Below are 18,146 nucleotides of genomic sequence, written 5' to 3'. Positions count from 1 at the left end.
GCCCATAGGCTGAACCCCATCCCTGGCTTCGATACGCTTCAAGCTAGCATATGGGGACAGCCGTCGAATGGCGACACCCGTTGAACATCCGGCTCCCTGAGTGGCCCACCGAAGCCTATTCGCCGATGCCAGAGCCGCCTGGCTCACTCCCACTCGATCGTCGGCGGTGGCTAGCCTTGTAAGACATTGCAGCCATCGCCGTAAGCGATCTCTCAAATTCTCCCCCAGCGGTAGCCAAAGTTAAGACGATAGCGATAATCGATAACCACACCATGGGCACAAAATAGAAGGGACGAATCCATGGATCTCGCAAAAGTTGGCGATAAGGTGTCCTGCTCCTGCAAAGGCGGGCCGCATCGCATTGTCTCCGGTGCATCCACAGCCAAGGTGGATGGCATTCCCATCGCCAGGGTCGGCGACAAGAGCTCCTGCGGTGCCACCATCACCGCCGGGGTCGCCTGGTATCCCGTAGAGGGCTCGCCCGCTGCCATTAATGGCAGCGCCACCTCATGTGGCGGTCAGGTGATTACCGGCTGCAGCACCGTGGTCGGCTCGCCCCGTGCGACGGCTGTCAGCTTGCTCACCGAAATGCCCAAGCGCTACAACGAACGCTTTCGCCTCGTCGACGCCTCCGGCGAGCCCGTGGCCGGCATGGCGTATCTCATCGTGCGGCAGAACGGGGAACAGTTCCGCGGCGTAAGCGACCCCCAGGGCCTGACACGTCTGGTGCCCGACCATGACACGCCCGAGACCATCAAGGTCTACATCAAGGGGAGCCAGCCGGCATGAGCGATGCACCCACCCGCACCGATACTGACGGCTACACGCTGCTTGGCGACTTTCTCTCCACGCTAAGCACCGATACCGAGCCGAAGGATATCGAAGTACCTGCGCTACAGTATCGGGAGTTCTCCGAGCCTTACTACAAGACCAGACCCGATTACATGCTCGCGGAAGGCGTCGGCGTTCACGCCTCCTACAACCTGCGAGGCCATGTGACGCTGCGCGGCAATACGTTGAGCGTCAGCGCCATGGGCAGAACCGCTGCCAGCCATCTCGGCTCGGTCGACTGGTTCGTTTCGGCTGCGCTTCACGATGGTATGCAGGAGATCGACAAGCAGAATCTCGCCAGGGGAGGCGTTTCCGCCTGGCCTGATGATGACTTCGCCCCCATCGGCCATGTTACCTTCACCCTGCCCATGCCGCCCCGCCGCCTGACGCTGCAGCTTACTGGCGGCTACTTCTTTTCCAACGGCTCGGGCCACCTGGCTTCCGGCACGACAGAAGTCACCTTCGAGATCGAGGTAGAACCACAGTGAAGAAAATCCTGTTCATCTCGATGGCAACCCTGCTTACCGCCCTACTTTTAACCGCCTGCTCTCCGGCCAGCGGCGAGCCACCGGCACACTACCTGGAGCGCGCCAGCGCCGCCCTTATGGAAGCCATGGGCGATACACAGCAGCTCGAAAACGTTCTTGCCATATACGATGAAGGGCTGGAACGACACCCCGACAACGTCGAATTGATCAACAGCCGTGCATCGCTCCTCGCCAGCCTCGGCCGGTACGAGGAAGCCAAGCGCGACTTGGATGAGCTTCACGAAGGGGAATTACACAAGGAGGGAATGCTGCTGCGCTGCATGCTGCAAGAGCGACTGGAGGGAGCCACGGACGATGCCTTGGCGTGCTATGCGGAGGTGGAAGCCGCCTATGTCATGGCCGGCGAGCCAGACGACCATCCCAACGCCAACCATATCCTGGCGGCTCGCCTAGCCGGCTCGCCCGAGGCCGATGCGCTATTGCTGGAATGGCAGAACAGCGACGATCCGATGAAGAACCCGATGCAGAGGGAAATATTGGAGATGGAAAGAGAGGAGTTGATAAGGCAGTTACTACCGTGAACTGGTCTGACATTAGAATGGACGACATAGCCGAACGGGCTGCGCTGTTCAGCAGGGCCGCACATCAAGCCGTTGGGCAGCGACGCAAGTACAGCGGAGAGCCCTACTGGCACCACCCGGTGGCCGTCGCGGAGATGGTGTCAGCAGTCGAGACGGCGACTCCGGAAATGATCGCCGCTGCCTTACTGCACGACGTGCTCGAGGATACCGACGTTACGCCGATGGACATCGAGGAGTGCTTCGGCCAGCGCGTCGCCATCTTGATTCAGGAGCTGACGGATCAGTTCATCGATCCGGAAATCGGCAACCGTACCCACCGCAAGGCGCTGGAGCGTGACAGGCTGGCGGAGATTTCCCCAGAGGCTCAGACCATCAAGTACGCCGACCTGATCGACAATACCGTCAGCATCGTCGCGAGGGACCGTGGTTTCGCTCGGGTCTATCTGGCCGAGAAGCGCCAACTACTGGAAGTGATGACAGGGGGCGACCAGGAACTGAGGCGCAAGGCATGGAGCGTATTGATTGAAGGTGAGGCGAAGGTTCGTGGAGTTGTGAAATAAACAACGGTAGCCACGCTAAGAACTTCGCCCCCTCCACACCGACGAAAGCCCCCGGCTGGTACCGCTCTACGACCTGTAAAGCCCGACGCTCAACTTGTTGGTCGAGCTGTGAGGTGATGGACTTTCATCTGCTCACGCTGCTAACCTTGGCGAATGCCGACGACAACATGGACCACACCGTCCAACTGCTCCTACTAGTTCGAAAAGAACTCGCGGCGATCATCAACGCAGGCGACCAATGACTCTTCTTGCTGGCGACCCGACCACTCAACTTGCCTTTTCTGTCTATGAAAACAGTGGGGTCTTCGCTGTTCTCTTGGGCTCGGGCTTATCGCGCTCGGCAGAAATTCCAACCGGATGGGAAATCACCTTGGACCTGGTGCGCCGCGTGGCGACTGCCCAAGGTGTCGAGGAGCAGCCAGAATGGGCAAAATGGTATCGGGAAAAGACCGGACAAGAACCGAATTACTCCCTCCTACTAGAGGAAATAGCCAGTTCACCTGACGAACGAAGGGCGATTCTGCACCGGTACATCGAGCCGAATGAGCAGGATCGTGAAGAAGGCCGGAAGATTCCAACGAAGGCGCACCATGCCATTGCACAGTTGGTTCGGGCCGGCTACGTGCGGGTCATCGTCACAACCAATTTCGATAGGCTCATGGAGAATGCCCTGCGGGAGCAAGGCATCGAGCCCACAGTTGTCGCTTCCGCAGACGCGCTCGCCGGCGCTGAACCACTGACCCACAGCCAGTGCTATATGCTCAAACTTCACGGTGACTACAAAGACGCCCGTATCTTGAACACTGATCAAGAACTGAGCGCTTATCCCGAGAGCTACAACGGGCTGTTGGACCGCATCTTTGATGAGCACGGATTAATTATCTGTGGCTGGTCTGGGGAATGGGATCACGCGCTGCGGGCTGCATTCCTACGCGCGCCGAACCGGCGCTATCCGGTTTACTGGGCGGCTCGGGGAACGCTGGGTGCTGGTGCCGTGGAGTTGGCGACACACAGAGCAGCGAGGATCGTACCGATCACCGGCGCTGATGAGTTCTTCCAGAGCCTACAGCAGCGGGTCGAAACCCTTGAGCAAACTCAACGCCAAAATCCTGTGAGCGTGGAGCTGCTCGTCTACAGTACCAAACGCTACCTGACCAAGCCGGAGCACCGCATCCAACTCGACGAATTGTTCACGCAAGAAACCGAACGGTTGTTAACACGGCTTGATGGTGACGACTTCACCCCACAGGGAAGTTGGAGCCAGAATGCATTCCGATCCAGAGTGCAACTCTATGAGTCGGTGACCGAGCCACTAGCACGCATGGTCGGTATTCTTGGACGATGGGGCGATGGCAGCGAGTTCATTCTTACCATAGACGTCCTCCGTGCCCTACATAATCATGCAGGCAAAATCGGCAGTGGATTGTCAGTATTCCTGAACCTTCGTTCCTACCCTGCTGTTCTCGTCTTCACCGCTTATGGAATTGGACTGACGAAGGCCCGGCGATGGAAGGAATTACATCAGCTCTTCTCAGCCACATTAGCGATGGGTAACAGTGGCCCCCAACGTGTAGTCTCAACACTTTTCCTGTGGGCTTGGGCTGGAGGCGAACAGCAGCTCTGGCAGAACCTCGAAGAGATGAACGATCGAAAAACGCCGCTCAGCGACCACTTGCTCGAGATTACGACCGAATGGAAGGCAAGTTTCGTCGGTGTAGACGCAAACTTCGAGCTTCTATTCGAGCGATTCGAGACTCTCGGATCACTTGCGTCCTTTGAGGATCATGATGAGACCCAGCTTGAAGAAGCGGCAAAATCGACCGCAGCACATAATGGAGTACTCGCTTGGATGCCAATAGGACGTGTTGGTTGGCATAGACAATCTGCACAGATACTGCTTCAAGAGCTCCAAAACGAAGCTTTTATCGTCGAACTTCTAGAGTCTGGATATGCAAAGAACAGTCGACGCTTCCTTGAACTGTTTGTCCAGAACTTCAAGGGTCACACAAACAGAATGCACTGGTAACCTCGGAAGGCATGCTTGATTAAATGACTTCTCATCCTCCTGATCGCTGCACTATAGCCTGTGCAGCTCTGGAGGGGGTCACTTCATCACTTCACTGGTCCACAAGCACACCTCAATTCATATCGGTGCCAATAGCATGACTGTAGCATAAGGCGAGTCTAGGCTCGCGAGGAGGAGTATTGCATTGACCAGCTACGACGCCAGAAAATGAAGACCTACCCTATGATTACGTCTCATCCATTCTACTGGGTGGCGAAAGTTGAAATCTTGAAATAGCCAAAGCCAGGAACTTACGAAACTCTTTACACACCAAATCCAGACCAAGCTCTTCGTCAATAATAAAATATTGTCTATGAACAACCTGGTTTCTCACCAAGTATAGAAGATTAGCCCAACCCTCTCCTTTTAACTCAACGCTCGAGGCTTGCAAAAAATCACGACAAGCTTGGGCCAAACCATCACATGCTTCGGAGTAAGCGCCTCCCGGCGTGCACTTTTCATCGATTAACTTAACTCTATTCTTTTCGCCAGATATATCTTTAAGCTTTTCCTTTAAATCCCAGACAGTCATCTCATCAATCGACGGTACTATTTTTTTACTAACTTCGTGATAAAAAATCTTATCAATTAGCACTTCAATAACCTGATACAATGATAAGAAACAGGATGAGCTGGAATAAGAACCATTTGCAAAACTAAACGCTCTTAATATCTTATCCTTGTCTTCAACCAACTCGTCTGCAAGACATAGAATTCTTTTCCTTTTTGAGAATTCGACAAAATGGTTGTTACTACCTACAGTTTTAAGTGGCCTATAACCATCTGAAAAGAGGAACAAGTCGACATTATCCTCCGACACATCAAATCTCTGCAATTGATGCTTATCGAAAATAGCAATAGATATATTGTCACCAAGAAGGGAAAGGACATCAATTCCGCTATCCTCAAATACCCCAATTTCTTTCAAGATTTCTGCACCATATCGGGATCTTACCAAGCAATTTACGGCATTGCTTGCATAGCTCTTTATAGCATCACACTCGTCTCCCACTTCTGAGTCTTTTGCCAAAGAGGATGCTGTGAAAATCATCCCTATTGTTTTGCTCCCAGAAAGATCGTCACTCCAAACAACATTCCTCCATTCACTCTCTCTCACGTAAGGAGATAAGAGAACAGAGTAATAAAATCTTTCGTGACCATACAACTTTCCTTCACAGAAGGCATGAAGAAAGACTTCATGACCGTCTTTAATATTTAAAAGATAACCTTCACCTTCTTCCGGTGAAACACTATTAATGAATTCAATTTGCATGATTATTCAATATCACCATACATGGTATTATAGAGTTCTTGGCCTTGCAGCCAGCACTGAGAAACATCACAAAAAGCATCAAATTCTTCGCTAAATAGTGCTCTAAAACAGCTTCTGAAGTAGTCCCTCTGGGATGTACCAATCTTTGTCGCATTTTTCGCTATTTCATCTAATATCTTTATTAGCGAGTCAAAGGCATCATGAGGATTATCACTAACAACAACTTGCTCAATCAAACCATACATGTCATCCAAAGAGTCGATTTTTTCACGCTTAATCAGCCGTTTTACCTCAGCGCCAAATGCGGTCATTGGCTGAGTTCTTTCAAAAATAGCTTGCACACTCTTGCCAAATGGCCGAGAAACCCCCTCTACTCTTTGGTTTGAGAACGCCCACTCCTCCCCAACTTCTTCAAGCCGTCTGACAAAAGCATTATAAAGTACCAATAAATCCGAAAGATCTTCTTGATTATTTGGCTCGTAATCCTGCAAAAAATTTATTTCCGCTATTTCGGAGACCAAGGTTTGCCTATCCATAGACTGTGGCTTACCGGTTGAGTACGCATAAAACATATCTACCACATCATTGAACTTATATTTTCTCCCACCTCGAGCCCTTCTATGTTCTTTCTCTCGTAGCACTTCGATTCCCTCTGGTAGAGAATCTGGCTTTAAATAGTCATGGTATAGAATTTCAATTTGATGCCTAAAAGACATTGGCGTTTGTCCCGTATTTAATGTTAACATACGATACAAAATACCAGACTTGGACAGACCGACGTAAATCTCGAGCCTAACAGGCCTATTTAGCAGTGTTTCTAAAACACCCTTTTCCTCAGCATCAGCTATACAATCTCTTATCGTATAAGTTCTTTGAAGACCATCTAGGATGATCAATTCTTTTTTATCAAATGCTTCTTTAATGACTTCGGCGAGCTCTTTCTCACATTCCTCAGGGCCATATTCTAAGGCTCTAGCAATAAGCTCTCTATGCCTCTCACAAACCTCTTCTGTAACAGCAAGTATTATGGGTGGCATAATACAGCCATCTAAAAGATCCCTCTGTAAAAGCCTATAAGTTTTACCTCTTGCCGAAACTTTTTTCCTTTGCAGCTCATTCTTATCAATAATATCTTTTGCTGTATTCCAATAACCACCTATTGTAGTGTCCAAAGCCGCATTCAGGCCCTGAATTTTTTGATCACGAAGCCAACTATATATGTCCATATCCCCTCCCGTTATAAGAGCCTTAAAGTTACACCTTTTCTTGTGAAGAAAAAAGCCCACCATAGGGCGGGCTTCTCATTAGAAACCTTGTTGCAATTCCCTTAACAAAATAAAAAGATCATTCCCACTCGATCGTCGCGGGGGGCTTGCTGCTGACGTCGTACGTCACGCGGGATACGCCAGCGATCTCGTTGATGATGCGGTTGGAGACCTTCTCTAGTAGCTCATACGGCAGGTGCGCCCAGCGTGCGGTCATGAAGTCGATGGTTTCCACGGCGCGCAGGGCGATGACCCATTCGTAGCGGCGGCCGTCGCCGACAACGCCGACGGACTTCACCGGCAGGAAGACAGCGAAGGCCTGGCTGGTCTTGTGGTACCAGTCGGCGTTGTGCAGCTCCTCGATGAAGATGGCGTCGGCTTCTCGCAGGATGTCGGCGTACTCCTTCTTCACTTCGCCGAGGATGCGCACGCCCAGGCCCGGCCCCGGGAAGGGGTGGCGGTAGACCATGTCGTAGGGCAGGCCGAGTTCGACGCCGAGCCGGCGCACTTCGTCCTTGAACAGCTCGCGCAGCGGTTCGACCAGCTTGAGCTTCATGGTCTCGGGCAGGCCGCCGACGTTGTGGTGCGACTTGATCACGTGGGCCTTGCCGGTCTTGCTGGCGGCGGATTCGATCACGTCGGGGTAGATGGTGCCCTGGGCCAGGAAGTCGACGCCTTCGATCTTGCTGGCCTCGTCGTCGAACACCTCGATGAAGGTGTTGCCGATCGCCTTGCGCTTGGCTTCAGGGTCGGCTACCCCCTTTAGCTTGTCGAGGAACAGCGCTTCGGCGTCAACGCGGATCACCTTCACGCCCATGTGCTTGGCGAAGGTCTCCATCACCTGCACGCCTTCGTCCTTGCGCAGCAGGCCGTTGTCGACGAACACGCAGGTCAGCTGGTCGCCGATGGCACGGTGCAGGAGCGCCGCCACCACGGAGGAGTCGACGCCGCCGGAAAGGCCGAGCAGCACGTGGCGATCGCCCACCTGGTCGCGCACCCGGGCGATCTGGTCTTCGATGATCTTGGCCGGGGTCCACAGCTTCTCGGCGCCGCAGATGCCGACGACGAAGTGCTCGAGGATGCGCTGGCCCTGCAGGGTGTGGGTCACCTCGGGGTGGAACTGCACGCCGTAGAAGTGCTTCTCCGCCCAGCTCATGGCGGCGATGGGACAGCTCGGGGTGGAGGCGGTCACGGTGAAGGTGTCCGGGGCACGGGCGACCTTGTCGCCGTGGCTCATCCACACGTCGAGCAGCGCTTTGCCGTCGTGGTCTACATGGTCCTTGATGTCGCGGAACATGTCGTCGCTGCTGTCGATGGTGACCTGGGCGTAGCCGAATTCATGCTTGTTGGAGCCTTCCACGGCGCCGCCGAGCTGCTCGGCCATGGTCTGCATGCCGTAGCAGATGCCCAGCACCGGCAGGCCCAGCTCGAACACGCACTGCGGCGCCCGGGGCGAGCCCTCGGCCACGGTGGACTCCGGCCCGCCGGAGAGGATGATGCCGTTGGGGGCGTACTCGCGGATCTCCTCCTCGGTGATGTCGAAGGCGCGAACCTCGGAGTAGACGCCGATTTCGCGTACGCGGCGGGCGATCAGTTGGGTGTACTGGGAGCCGAAGTCGAGGATCAGGATCTTGTGGGCGTGAATGTCGGTCATCTGGGCGTCTCTTGCTGGCAGCGTATGGCGGCGGGCCGGATACAAAAGCGTGCGGCGGGGTCGTTTGACGTTGCCCCGCCGCTATTGAGTCCTGCTATGGGCTCAGCTGGCCCGGTAGTTCGGCGCTTCTTTCGTGATCTGCACATCATGCACATGGGATTCGGCGAAGCCGGCACCGGTGATCTGCACGAATTCCGGCTTGGTGCGCATCTGCAGGATGTCGGTGCAGCCGGTGTAGCCCATGGAGGCGCGCAGGCCGCCCATCAGCTGGTGGACGATGGCGCTCATCACACCTTTATAGGGCACGCGGCCTTCGATGCCTTCCGGCACCAGCTTCTCGGCGCCCTCGGACTTGTCCTGGAAGTAGCGGTCGGAGGAGCCCTGGCTCTGGGACATGGCGCCCATGGAGCCCATGCCGCGGTAGGCCTTGTAGGTACGGCCCTGGAACAGCTCGACCTCGCCCGGGGCTTCCTCGGTACCGGCCAGCAAGCCGCCGACCATCACCGAGCTGGCACCGGCGGCAATGGCCTTGGCCAGGTCGCCGGAGAAGCGCACGCCGCCGTCGGCGATCAGCGGGATGTCGTAGGGCTTGAGCGCCTCGGCCACATTGGAAACCGCGGTGATCTGCGGCACGCCGACGCCGGCAACGACGCGGGTGGTACAGATAGAGCCGGGGCCGATGCCGACCTTGACGCCGTCGGCGCCGGCTTCGGCCAGGGCGCGGGCGGCATCGGCGGTGGCGATGTTGCCGCCGATCACCTGGATCTGCGGGAAGTGCTCCTTCACCCAGGCCACGCGGTCGATCACGCCGCGGGAGTGGCCGTGGGCGGTGTCGACGATGATGGCATCGACGCCGGCTTCGGCCAGGGCAGTAACGCGGTCCACCGTCTCGGGGCCGGTGCCCACGGCGGCGCCGACCAGCAGGCGGCCGTCGCTATCCTTCGCGGCGTTGGGGAAGGTACGGGCCTTCTCGATGTCCTTGAAGGTGACCAGGCCGCGCAGGTGGAACTGGTCGTTGACCACCAGCATCTTCTCGACGCGGTGCTCCTGCATCTTGCCCTTGATCACGTCGAGCGGGGTGCCCTCGATCACGGTGACCAGGTGCTCGCGGGAGGTCATGATGTCGGCCACGCTGTCGCCGTGGTTGGGCTGGAAGCGCATGTCGCGCTCGGTGACGATCCCCACCAGGGTCTCGCCCTCCACCACCGGGAAGCCGGAGAAGCCGTGCTCATGGGCCATGGCCAGCAGGTCTTCCAGCTTGGCCTTGGGCCCCACGGTGACCGGGTCCTTGACGATGACGCTCTCGTGCTTCTTGACCTTGCGCACCTCGGCCGCCTGCTGGGCGATGGTCATGTTCTTGTGGATGATGCCGATGCCGCCTTCCTGGGCCATGGCGATGGCCAGGCGGGCTTCGGTCACGGTATCCATGGCGGCGGAGACGAGCGGAATGTTGAGGTAGAGATCGCGGGTCAGGCGGGTCCGGAGGCTGACATCCTTGGGCAGGACCTCCGAGTAGCCGGGTACGAGCAAGACGTCATCGAACGTAAGAGCTTCTTGTGCCATACGTAGCATAATCGGCAACACCCAGTGCGCTGGTGGGAGGGAGCGAAGTTAATCGACCATTATAACGGGCCAGCTCGGGGTGGGGCAATGCGTGGACCCCGCTCATGCCATGCCCGGCCCTGTCGGCTACCCGCAGGACATTGCGCGCTACCTCGCTACACACTTGGAAACATAAGAATACCTAGATATCACTTACAGGTGTCGCCAGGTGAACTAACTTGATGTTTGCGTGAACGCAGCCACTCAAGGATAGGAGTGAAGAGACATGAACTGGGACCAGATTGAAGGGAAGTGGACAGAGGTGAAAGGCAAGGCTCGCACCAGCTGGGGTGAGCTCACCGATGACGAGCTGGATCAGATCGGCGGCAGGAAGGACCAGCTGGTCGGCAAGATTCAGCAGAAGTATGGCCTGGAGCGCGAGGAAGCCGAACGCCAGGCCGACGACTGGGCCAAGGGGCTCTGATCCCCTGCTTCACGATCAGATCCAACGAATTGGTCCATCTAAGCAAGCCAAGATCCTAAGTCTAAGGACAGGTCTAAGGAGATTGAACGATGCAGAAACGTATTTTGACAATTGCTGTTGCAGCCATCGCCGGTGGTCTCACCTTCGGTGCCAATGCTCAACAGGATCAGGACGTCAACGCCCCACAAGGCCTCTACTCAGCGAATGACATCATCGGCTCCGATGTGTATCACGCCGAGGACACCGAAGAGGAAGTCGGCACCGTCGAGAACATCCTGCTGGATGAAGAGATGAAGGTCAGTGCCTTGGTCGTCAACGCCGGTGGCCTCTGGGGCATGGGCGGCGACGATGTCGTTGTGGGTATTGATCACTTCAGCATGGAAACCGAGCGCGACGATTCCGGCGTATTCGGTCAGGATGACGTCACCCACCGCATTCTGGTCAACGCTACCGAGGACGAGCTGCAAACCTTCCCGGAGTATAACGAGGATTGGTACAACAACGAGCGCCAGCAGCGCATCGACGAGCATGGCGACCGTGAAAGCGCCTGGCGGACTACCGGCAGCACGGCTGGCACCGGCACCGTGGGTGATGGCGACGGCATGACCGACGATGACGATGACTAGTCTCGGGTAGGTTTTTCTACCCCTCTCATGATGCCAATGCACATGAGGTGAACGGCGCCGGGCCCCAGGGTTCGGCGCCTTTTCGTGTGGTCCTCTTTACTTGTCGGCCCCCTTTTCTTGTCGAGCATGCGGCCATGCTAGAGTGGCGCCAAGGTTTACCAAAGACAAGGTTCACCAAGGACAAGATTCACCAAAGCCAAGTCTCGTCAGGAATCTGCGCTATGCTCCCAGCCGACACCCCCGCCCTCTCCGTCAGTGACGTGAACCGTCGCGCCCGGTCGCTGCTGGAGCAGGGCATTGGCGAAGTCTGGGTGGAGGGCGAGCTGTCGGGGGTGTCACGCCCCGCCTCGGGGCATGTCTACTTCACCCTGAAGGACGCCAACGCCCAGCTGCGCGGGGCGCTGTTCCGCAGCCGAGCCCGATTCGTGGCCACCCCCATGCGCGACGGCGACCGGGTAAAGGTTCGCGGCCGGGTGTCGCTGTTCGAGCCCCGCGGTGACTATCAGCTGATCGCCGAGGCGGTACAGGCGGTGGGCGAAGGCGAACTGCTGGCGGCACTGGAGCGACTCAAGCAGCGCCTGGCCGCCGAAGGGGTCTTTGCCAATGCGCGCCCGCTACCCTGCCCCCCGCGCCACCTGCTGGTGCTCACCTCCCCTACCGGGGCGGCGATTCGCGATGTCATGGCGGTGCTGGCCGCGCGCTGGCCGCTGGCCCGGGTCACCCTGATTGCGGTGCCGGTCCAGGGGCGCGAGGCCGCCCCTGCCCTGATTGGTGCGCTCGGCCTGCTCAACCGGCAGCAGGCGCTCGACCCGGCCCGCGACGTGATCCTGATCACCCGCGGCGGCGGCAGCCTGGAGGATCTCTGGGCCTTCAACGACGAGCACCTGGCGCGGGCGATCTTCCATTCCCGGCTGCCGGTGATGTCGGCGGTCGGCCACGAGGTAGACACCACCCTCTCCGACCTGGCCGCCGATGTGCGGGCCCCGACCCCTTCCGCCGCCGCGGAGCAGCTGGTTCCGGACCGCCACGACCTGCTTCGCCGCCTGGTGAGCCTGGAGCGCCAACTGCATCGCGCCACCCAGGCACGCCTGAACCGCGATGCCCAGCGGCTGGACCACCTGCGGGCACGGCTGCGCCACCCCGGCGAGGTGCTGGATCGCCAGCGCCTGACCCTGAATGAAGTCGATGCCAGGCTGGCCAGAGCCATGCAGCGTCGCCTGGCCGACGAGCGGCGCCGCCTCGCCCATCTGCAGCGGCGGCTGGCAGTGCGGCCGCCGCGGCGGGAGGTAGAGCAGGCCACCATCCGACTCACCGCTGCAAGGACCCGGCTCGAGCAGGCGATGCAGCATGCCCAGGCCCGCCAACGCGAGCGCCTCACCGGCCTGGCACGGCAGTTGCAGGCGGTCAGCCCGCTGGCGGTGCTGGGAAGGGGCTACGCCATACTGGAAGACGACCGGGGCCAGGTGATCCGACGGGCGGCGGACACCCACCCCGGCCAGGCGCTGACCGCTCGCCTTGGCGAGGGTCGTCTGCTGGTTCAGGTGACAGGCAAGGTGGACTGATCGTCCACCGCGGCAGACCCCGTGCCTGCGACAGAACGCCGGCACAGCGCTCGGCGGGGTTGGCGGTGCTACGCTAGAGAACACGCTGAAGAACACTGCCCTACCGACCGGGCACGGTTGCGTCAGCGTCGAATCATTCACCCACAGAGGGAAGTACACCATGTCATTGCGTATCAACGACGTCGTACCGGATTTCGAGGCCGACACCAGCCAGGGTTCGATCCGTTTCCACGACTGGATCGGCGACAGCTGGGCCATCCTGTTCTCTCACCCGAAGGATTTCACGCCGGTCTGCACCACCGAGTTCGGTGCCGTCGCCCGGCTCAACGAGGAGTGGCAAAAACGGGGCACCAAGGTGATCGGCATCTCGGTGGATGGCGTGGAAGAGCACAAGCAGTGGATCAACGACATCGCCAGCTACGCCGGCTGCGAAGTCGGCTTTCCGATCATTGCCGACGAGAGTCTGAAGGTCGCCAAGCTGTTCGACATGCTGCCCGCCGACGCCTATCTGCCGGATGGCCGCACCCCGGATGACAGCGCCACCGTACGCGCCGTATTCATCATCGGGCCGGACAAGAAGCTCAAGCTTTCCATGGTCTACCCGATGAATGTAGGGCGCAACTTCGCCGAGGTGCTGCGCGCCCTCGATGCCCTGCAGACCGCCAGCGGCGTGGGCGTGGCTACCCCCGCAGACTGGACCGTGGGCCAGGACGTGATCGTCCCGCTGTCACTGTCGGACGAGGCTGCCAAGGCGAAGTTCGGTGATGTCGACAAGATCTTGCCCTACCTGCGCAAGGTCAAGCTGCCCAAGTAAAACTCTTGATACCCGACTGATACCCGGCAGTCGATACCCGGCAGCCGCTGACCGGCTGTCGGGCAAAGGGGGTCACGGGCAGAGGTAGAGAAGAGGAAAAGACTGCACAGAGCACGGACTTGTTCAGGTGACCGGCTTGAAAGTGCTTGGCTCCAGCTCGTGGCGGGAGAGCAGCTTGTAGAAGTCGGTGCGGTTGCGCCCGGCGATGCGTGCCGCCTGGGTAACGTTGCCCTCGGTGATCTTGAGCACCTTGACCAGATAGCTGCGTTCGAAGGTGGCCCGGGCATCGTTGAAGGTGGGCAGCGCGCTCTCTTCGGAAGCCAGCGCCTGGGACACCAGGGCCTCCGGGATCATTGGCGAGCGGGTCAGCGCCACGCACTGCTCCACCACGTTGACCAACTGGCGGACATTGCCCGGCCAGGAGCTGGTCGCCAGCACATTGAGTGCCTCCGGCGAGAATCCCTTGACGAACGGCTTGTGCCGGGCCGCTGCCTGCGCCACCAGGTGGCGGGCCAGCAGCGGGACATCCTCGGCACGCTCCTTGAGCGGCGGCAGGCGAAGGTTGACCACGTTCAGGCGATAGAAGAAGTCCTCACGGAACTCACCCTGATGCATGGCCTGGCTGAGGTCGCGATGGGTGGCCGAGAGGATGCGCACGTTAACAGGGATCGAGGTAGTGGAGCCCAGCGGCCGGATCTGGCGCTCCTGCAAGGCGCGCAGCAGCTTGACCTGCAGCGGCAGCGGCATGTCACCGATCTCGTCGAGGAACAGCGTACCGCCTTCGGCGGCCTGGAACAGGCCCTTGTGCTCGCTGACGGCCCCGGTGAAGGCCCCCTTGGCATGGCCGAAGAGTTCGCTTTCCAGCAGCTGTTCGGGCAGCGCACCGCAGTTGATCGCCACGAAGGGCTTGCTGGCACGGGGGCTGGCGTCGTGAATGGCCCGCGCCAGCAGCTCCTTGCCCGAACCGGAAGGGCCGGTGACCAGCACGCTGACATCCGACGCGGCCACCATGCGGGCCTGCTCCAGCACCCGTTCCATCTCCGGGCTGCGGGTGATGATACTGGCGCGCCAGGCGTCGTCGCCCTCCCCGCTTCCCGTGGGAGCGCCCTGAGCCAGGGCTTCGTCGATGGCACCGAACAGCTGGTCGCGATCCACCGGCTTGGTGAGGAAGCTGAACACCCCCTGCTGGGTGGCATTGACGGCATCGGGGATCGACCCGTGCGCGGTAAGGATGATGACGGGCAGGCCGGGGATCTGGCGCTGAATGGCCTGGAACAGCGCCATGCCGTCCATCTCGTCCATGCGCAGGTCGGAGAGGACCAGGTCGGGGCACTCGGCATCCAGGCAGCGCAATGCTTCCTGCCCGCTTTCTGCCGTGGTCACGCGAAAGCCGCGGCTCTCCAGCCGCATCCCCAGCAGTCGCAGCAAGCTGACATCATCGTCGACGAGCAGAATGTGGGCACCGGTCAGCTTGCTGGCGGCCATCCGCGTGCCGTCCTTGCGAGCGTCAGCGCTCCGGGTTTCCGTTTGTCGGGCAACATCCATCACGTCGGGTCTCCCAGGTCGCCTCAGGGCGACTGCTGCCTCAGGTTGATATTCTGCTCGATGGCCGTCAGCGCCTCGAGCTTCTCGGCGAGTTGTTCGTTCTCTGCGCGCTGGGCGGCGAGCGCGCTCTGGGAGCGAGACAGCTGGCCCGCCATGGCGCGCCGCCCCTCCAGCTCGTTGCGCCAGTAGCGCAGTAGCGGCTGCAACGGTTCCGGCGCCGATCTCAAGTGGGCGTCGAAAAGCTCGGCGGCCTCGGTCCACTGGCGCTCGCTGCCCCAGGCCAGGGTGATGGCGCGGGCCAGGTGGCGCGCGTCCTCACTGTCTACCGGGGCCTGCTCCACTTCGATCAGCTTGGCGCTGCGCCAGTCGCTGTCTCCGCGCTGGGATGCCAGCCCCAGGGACATCCAATCGGGCAGCAGGCAGGCGTCTGCCTCGAAGGTGGGTACGCCACCGGGGCAGTCCACGGTTGCCTCAACCATCTCCTCCTCGGTAACGTTGGCGCGCCCCTGTTCGGGTAGGAATTCACAACCTGCAAGCCACAGGGTCGTGGCACAGGCAAATAGAATTCTGTAGTTCATGGATAATCGCTCCTTGCGTGTATGCTCGCCTTCGCGGGCTCCCTGTTATTATCACTGCGTAAAATATCGCTGCTGGCATTGTCGCTACTGGCATTGTCGCTACTGGACAGCGGCAGCGCATGACGCGGTAGGGTCAGGCGAAAGCACACCTCCAGTTCCCCATCTTCCACCAGCTGGAGGCGGCCGCTGTGCAGTCGGGCACAGTCCGCTGCCACCGAGAGCCCGATACCGGAGCCCTTGAGCGGCCCCTTGCGCCGGGAGCGCCCCTGGTAGAACGGCTCGAACAGCCTGGGCCGATCGTCCTCGGCGATGGGGTCACCGCTATTCGCCACATCCAGTACCAGCCGGTCATGGCTGGCGTGTGCGCGTATCAACAGATCGCCACCATCCTGCCCATAGGCGATGGCATTCGATACCAGGTTGTCGAGAATACGCCCTACGGCAGTAGGGTCGATCACCCACTCCAGCGGTCCATCGAAGGCCGTCACCCGGATGCGCTTTTGCTCCAAGGCCAGGCGATGCTTGGAGAGGGTGCTCATCACCAGTGTAGCCACGTCCACTTGCTCGAGGGCAACAGCCCGCTGGTTGTGCTGCAGCAGGTTGTAGTCGAGCAGCTGCTCGATCAGACGCTGAAGTTCACGGCCGCTGCTGTCGATCAGCGAGAGGATCTCGCGCTGGCGCGGGCTGAGCTCGCCCGCCACGCCGTCGGAGAGCAGCGCGGAGCCTTCGCGCACACTGGCCAGGGGGGTCTTGAGCTCGTGGGACATGTGGCGCAGGAACTGCTGCTTCTGGGCTTCAAGGTCATTCAGCCGGGTCGATAGCCAGTCGAGCCGGTCACCCAGCTGGACCAATTCCGCCGGCCCCTTGATTTCCTCGACCTCGGTCCCCTCGACGCCGCTACCGATACCCAGGATGCGTCGTTCGAGCTGTCGCACCGGTCGAATGATCAGCCAAGCGAACAGCAGCATCAGCGCCAGGCTGGCCGAAACCAGCGCCCCGGTCTGCAGCCACAGACGGGACTGCACGGATTCGGCCTGGAACCGGATCATCTCGATGCGGTCGTCGACATGCTGATTGGTTGCCTGACGCATGGCATCGGTGTGCTGCGCAAAGGGCCCGAACAGGGACAGCCAGACTTCCAATGCCTCGGGCTCCAGCTCCGGCAGTTGCGAAAGCAGCAGCATCTGCTCTTCCAGTGCCAGGACATCGCTGTTGTTGGGCAGCAGGCGGCGCTGCTGGGCCAGCAGCTCGTTGAACTCGCCGTGGCGCTCGGCATAGATATCGAGCAGGCTCTCCTGCTCCACGACGGCGTACTGGCGAGCGCTACGCTCCATCTCCAGGGCAAGGCTGCTGAGCTGGCGCGCACGACGCGTTTCCTCGATGGCCTGACGCGCACTGACATCGGCCAGGCGCGACAGCTCTGAGAGCGCCTGCCCGGCCTGGAACATCAGGACACCCAGCGGCAACATCACCACAAGAAAGGCCAGCAGCACCAGCTGAGGCAGTGAGCGAGGGCGCCAACGGCGCGAAACCCGTTTGGTCATGACCAGTGTTCTATTCAGTAGAGAGGGGACCAACATTGGTTCATGCCTGCAGGATAACAGATTCCACGCTCTAACCGCGCCTGGCCAGTTCTCAGTGCGCCTCGACCTCGTTAAAAAAAAGAGGCCGGCATAGCCGGCCCAAGTACGCAGGGAACTGAAGGGGTGAAAAATATGGGCATCGATCACCTGGTCGAACCATGTCCCATACTTTCCGTGAGCCCGAGGGCCCCGAAGCCCCGTACCGGACCTTGGCTACCAGGAGCGTCCGGTACGGGTGGGCGGCGAGCCGCCCGGCTTCGTTTTCCATGTCGTCACCGCTGCGAAACCTCTCGCCAGCGATGCCGTGCTGTTCGATCCCCCGAGGGGGATGAGGCATCCTTGCCGGGGCGTCCTTGCCCTTCTGGTACCATTCCGTGCCTGTTGGCGGTACCCGTCTCATCGCAACCTAAGTTACACATCGCGGAGCAGACGCCGATCATCGTTGGGCCCGGGTGCACAGGGCATGGGGGGTGGTACCCGAGCTTCCCGATGATCAAAAGTGGTTCGAGCCGTTTGAACCACTTCCGTTGCTCACCTTGCATACTGCCAAAGCCGTGCCAATAATCTTATCTTTTATTTAAGAACAATAACTTAAATACAAGACAATTACCCTAGGGACGCCATGGGGACGTGACAGCGACCGAAGCCGGCGCCCCGGGCCGTCGATTATGTCATCATTTGGCGACACCAAAATC

At 59.3% G+C, this 18,146-nt stretch carries 16 protein-coding genes; 9 read left to right on the top strand and 7 right to left on the bottom strand.

Annotation, left to right across the window (positions count from 1 at the left end):
- Nucleotides 1-300 precede the first annotated feature (300 nt).
- The 5 genes from DU505_RS07250 (at nt 301) to DU505_RS07225 (ending at nt 4,486) form a co-directional block, all read left to right on the top strand.
- Nucleotides 301-789, top strand: coding sequence for a PAAR domain-containing protein (locus tag DU505_RS07250; RefSeq protein ID WP_114478333.1), 489 nt, complete (start codon nt 301-303; stop codon nt 787-789).
- A complete protein-coding gene (locus DU505_RS07245; protein WP_114478332.1) occupies nt 786-1,319 on the top strand; it encodes a hypothetical protein in 534 nt (177 codons plus the stop codon). Before DU505_RS07250 ends, DU505_RS07245 begins: the two co-directional genes overlap by 4 nt.
- Nucleotides 1,316-1,900, top strand: a complete 585-nt coding sequence (locus DU505_RS07240; RefSeq protein WP_114478331.1) for a tetratricopeptide repeat protein — start codon at nt 1,316-1,318, stop codon at nt 1,898-1,900. The genes DU505_RS07245 and DU505_RS07240 overlap by 4 nt, the downstream gene beginning before the upstream one ends.
- Before the next feature lie 17 nt (nt 1,901-1,917).
- The gene (locus DU505_RS07235) at nt 1,918-2,460 is read left to right on the top strand and encodes an HD domain-containing protein (RefSeq protein ID WP_114478555.1); all 543 of its coding nucleotides are present in this window, start codon (nt 1,918-1,920) and stop codon (nt 2,458-2,460) included.
- Between the two features lie 238 nt (nt 2,461-2,698).
- A complete protein-coding gene (locus DU505_RS07225) occupies nt 2,699-4,486 on the top strand; it encodes an SIR2 family protein (protein WP_114478330.1) in 1,788 nt (595 codons plus the stop codon).
- Nucleotides 4,487-4,712: 226 nt separating this feature from the next.
- On the opposite strand, the gene DU505_RS22275 is transcribed toward DU505_RS07225, so the two are convergent.
- The 4 genes from DU505_RS22275 to guaB all read right to left on the bottom strand — a co-directional run bounded on the left by DU505_RS22275 (nt 4,713) and on the right by guaB (nt 10,289).
- A complete protein-coding gene (locus DU505_RS22275) occupies nt 4,713-5,798 on the bottom strand; it encodes a hypothetical protein (RefSeq protein WP_147273050.1) in 1,086 nt (361 codons plus the stop codon).
- Nucleotides 5,799-5,800: 2 nt separating this feature from the next.
- Nucleotides 5,801-7,024 carry a hypothetical protein gene (locus DU505_RS22270; protein WP_147273049.1) on the bottom strand — a complete coding sequence of 408 codons (1,224 nt, stop codon included), beginning with the start codon at nt 7,022-7,024 and terminating at the stop codon, nt 5,801-5,803.
- Nucleotides 7,025-7,142: 118 nt separating this feature from the next.
- Nucleotides 7,143-8,717 (bottom strand): glutamine-hydrolyzing GMP synthase, encoded by a 1,575-nt coding sequence (gene guaA / locus DU505_RS07215; protein WP_114478328.1) that lies wholly within the window; start codon nt 8,715-8,717, stop codon nt 7,143-7,145.
- Nucleotides 8,718-8,819: 102 nt separating this feature from the next.
- On the bottom strand, nt 8,820-10,289 hold the full coding sequence (gene guaB, locus DU505_RS07210) for an IMP dehydrogenase (protein ID WP_114478327.1): 1,470 nt from the start codon (nt 10,287-10,289) through the stop codon (nt 8,820-8,822).
- Nucleotides 10,290-10,545: 256 nt separating this feature from the next.
- Here guaB and DU505_RS07205 point away from each other — a divergent pair, with 256 nt between their 5' ends.
- The 4 genes from DU505_RS07205 to DU505_RS07190 all read left to right on the top strand — a co-directional run bounded on the left by DU505_RS07205 (nt 10,546) and on the right by DU505_RS07190 (nt 13,745).
- Entirely contained in the window at nt 10,546-10,743 is a 198-nt protein-coding gene (locus DU505_RS07205) for a CsbD family protein (protein ID WP_114478326.1), read from the top strand.
- 89 nt (nt 10,744-10,832) lie between these two features.
- Nucleotides 10,833-11,369, top strand: coding sequence for a PRC-barrel domain-containing protein (locus tag DU505_RS07200; protein ID WP_114478325.1), 537 nt, complete (start codon nt 10,833-10,835; stop codon nt 11,367-11,369).
- A 221-nt stretch (nt 11,370-11,590) separates the two neighbouring features.
- The gene (gene xseA, locus DU505_RS07195) at nt 11,591-12,931 is read left to right on the top strand and encodes an exodeoxyribonuclease VII large subunit (RefSeq protein WP_114478324.1); all 1,341 of its coding nucleotides are present in this window, start codon (nt 11,591-11,593) and stop codon (nt 12,929-12,931) included.
- Nucleotides 12,932-13,091: 160 nt separating this feature from the next.
- Complete coding sequence (locus DU505_RS07190; RefSeq protein WP_114478323.1) at nt 13,092-13,745, top strand: peroxiredoxin; 654 nt, start codon at nt 13,092-13,094, stop codon at nt 13,743-13,745.
- A gap of 123 nt (nt 13,746-13,868) precedes the next feature.
- Here the strand turns inward: DU505_RS07190 and glrR are convergent, their stop codons facing one another.
- The 3 genes from glrR to DU505_RS07175 all read right to left on the bottom strand — a co-directional run bounded on the left by glrR (nt 13,869) and on the right by DU505_RS07175 (nt 17,412).
- Nucleotides 13,869-15,230 (bottom strand): two-component system response regulator GlrR, encoded by a 1,362-nt coding sequence (gene glrR / locus DU505_RS07185; protein ID WP_114478322.1) that lies wholly within the window; start codon nt 15,228-15,230, stop codon nt 13,869-13,871.
- Nucleotides 15,231-15,313: 83 nt separating this feature from the next.
- Nucleotides 15,314-15,868 carry a hypothetical protein gene (locus DU505_RS07180; protein WP_114478321.1) on the bottom strand — a complete coding sequence of 185 codons (555 nt, stop codon included), beginning with the start codon at nt 15,866-15,868 and terminating at the stop codon, nt 15,314-15,316.
- Nucleotides 15,865-17,412 carry a sensor histidine kinase gene (locus DU505_RS07175; RefSeq protein ID WP_114478320.1) on the bottom strand — a complete coding sequence of 516 codons (1,548 nt, stop codon included), beginning with the start codon at nt 17,410-17,412 and terminating at the stop codon, nt 15,865-15,867. The genes DU505_RS07180 and DU505_RS07175 overlap by 4 nt, the downstream gene beginning before the upstream one ends.
- Nucleotides 17,413-18,146: the final 734 nt, after the last annotated feature.

This window comes from Billgrantia montanilacus (assembly GCF_003336675.1).
GTDB lineage: Bacteria > Pseudomonadota > Gammaproteobacteria > Pseudomonadales > Halomonadaceae > Halomonas > Halomonas montanilacus.
This window is presented reverse-complemented; position numbering and strand designations above follow the sequence as displayed.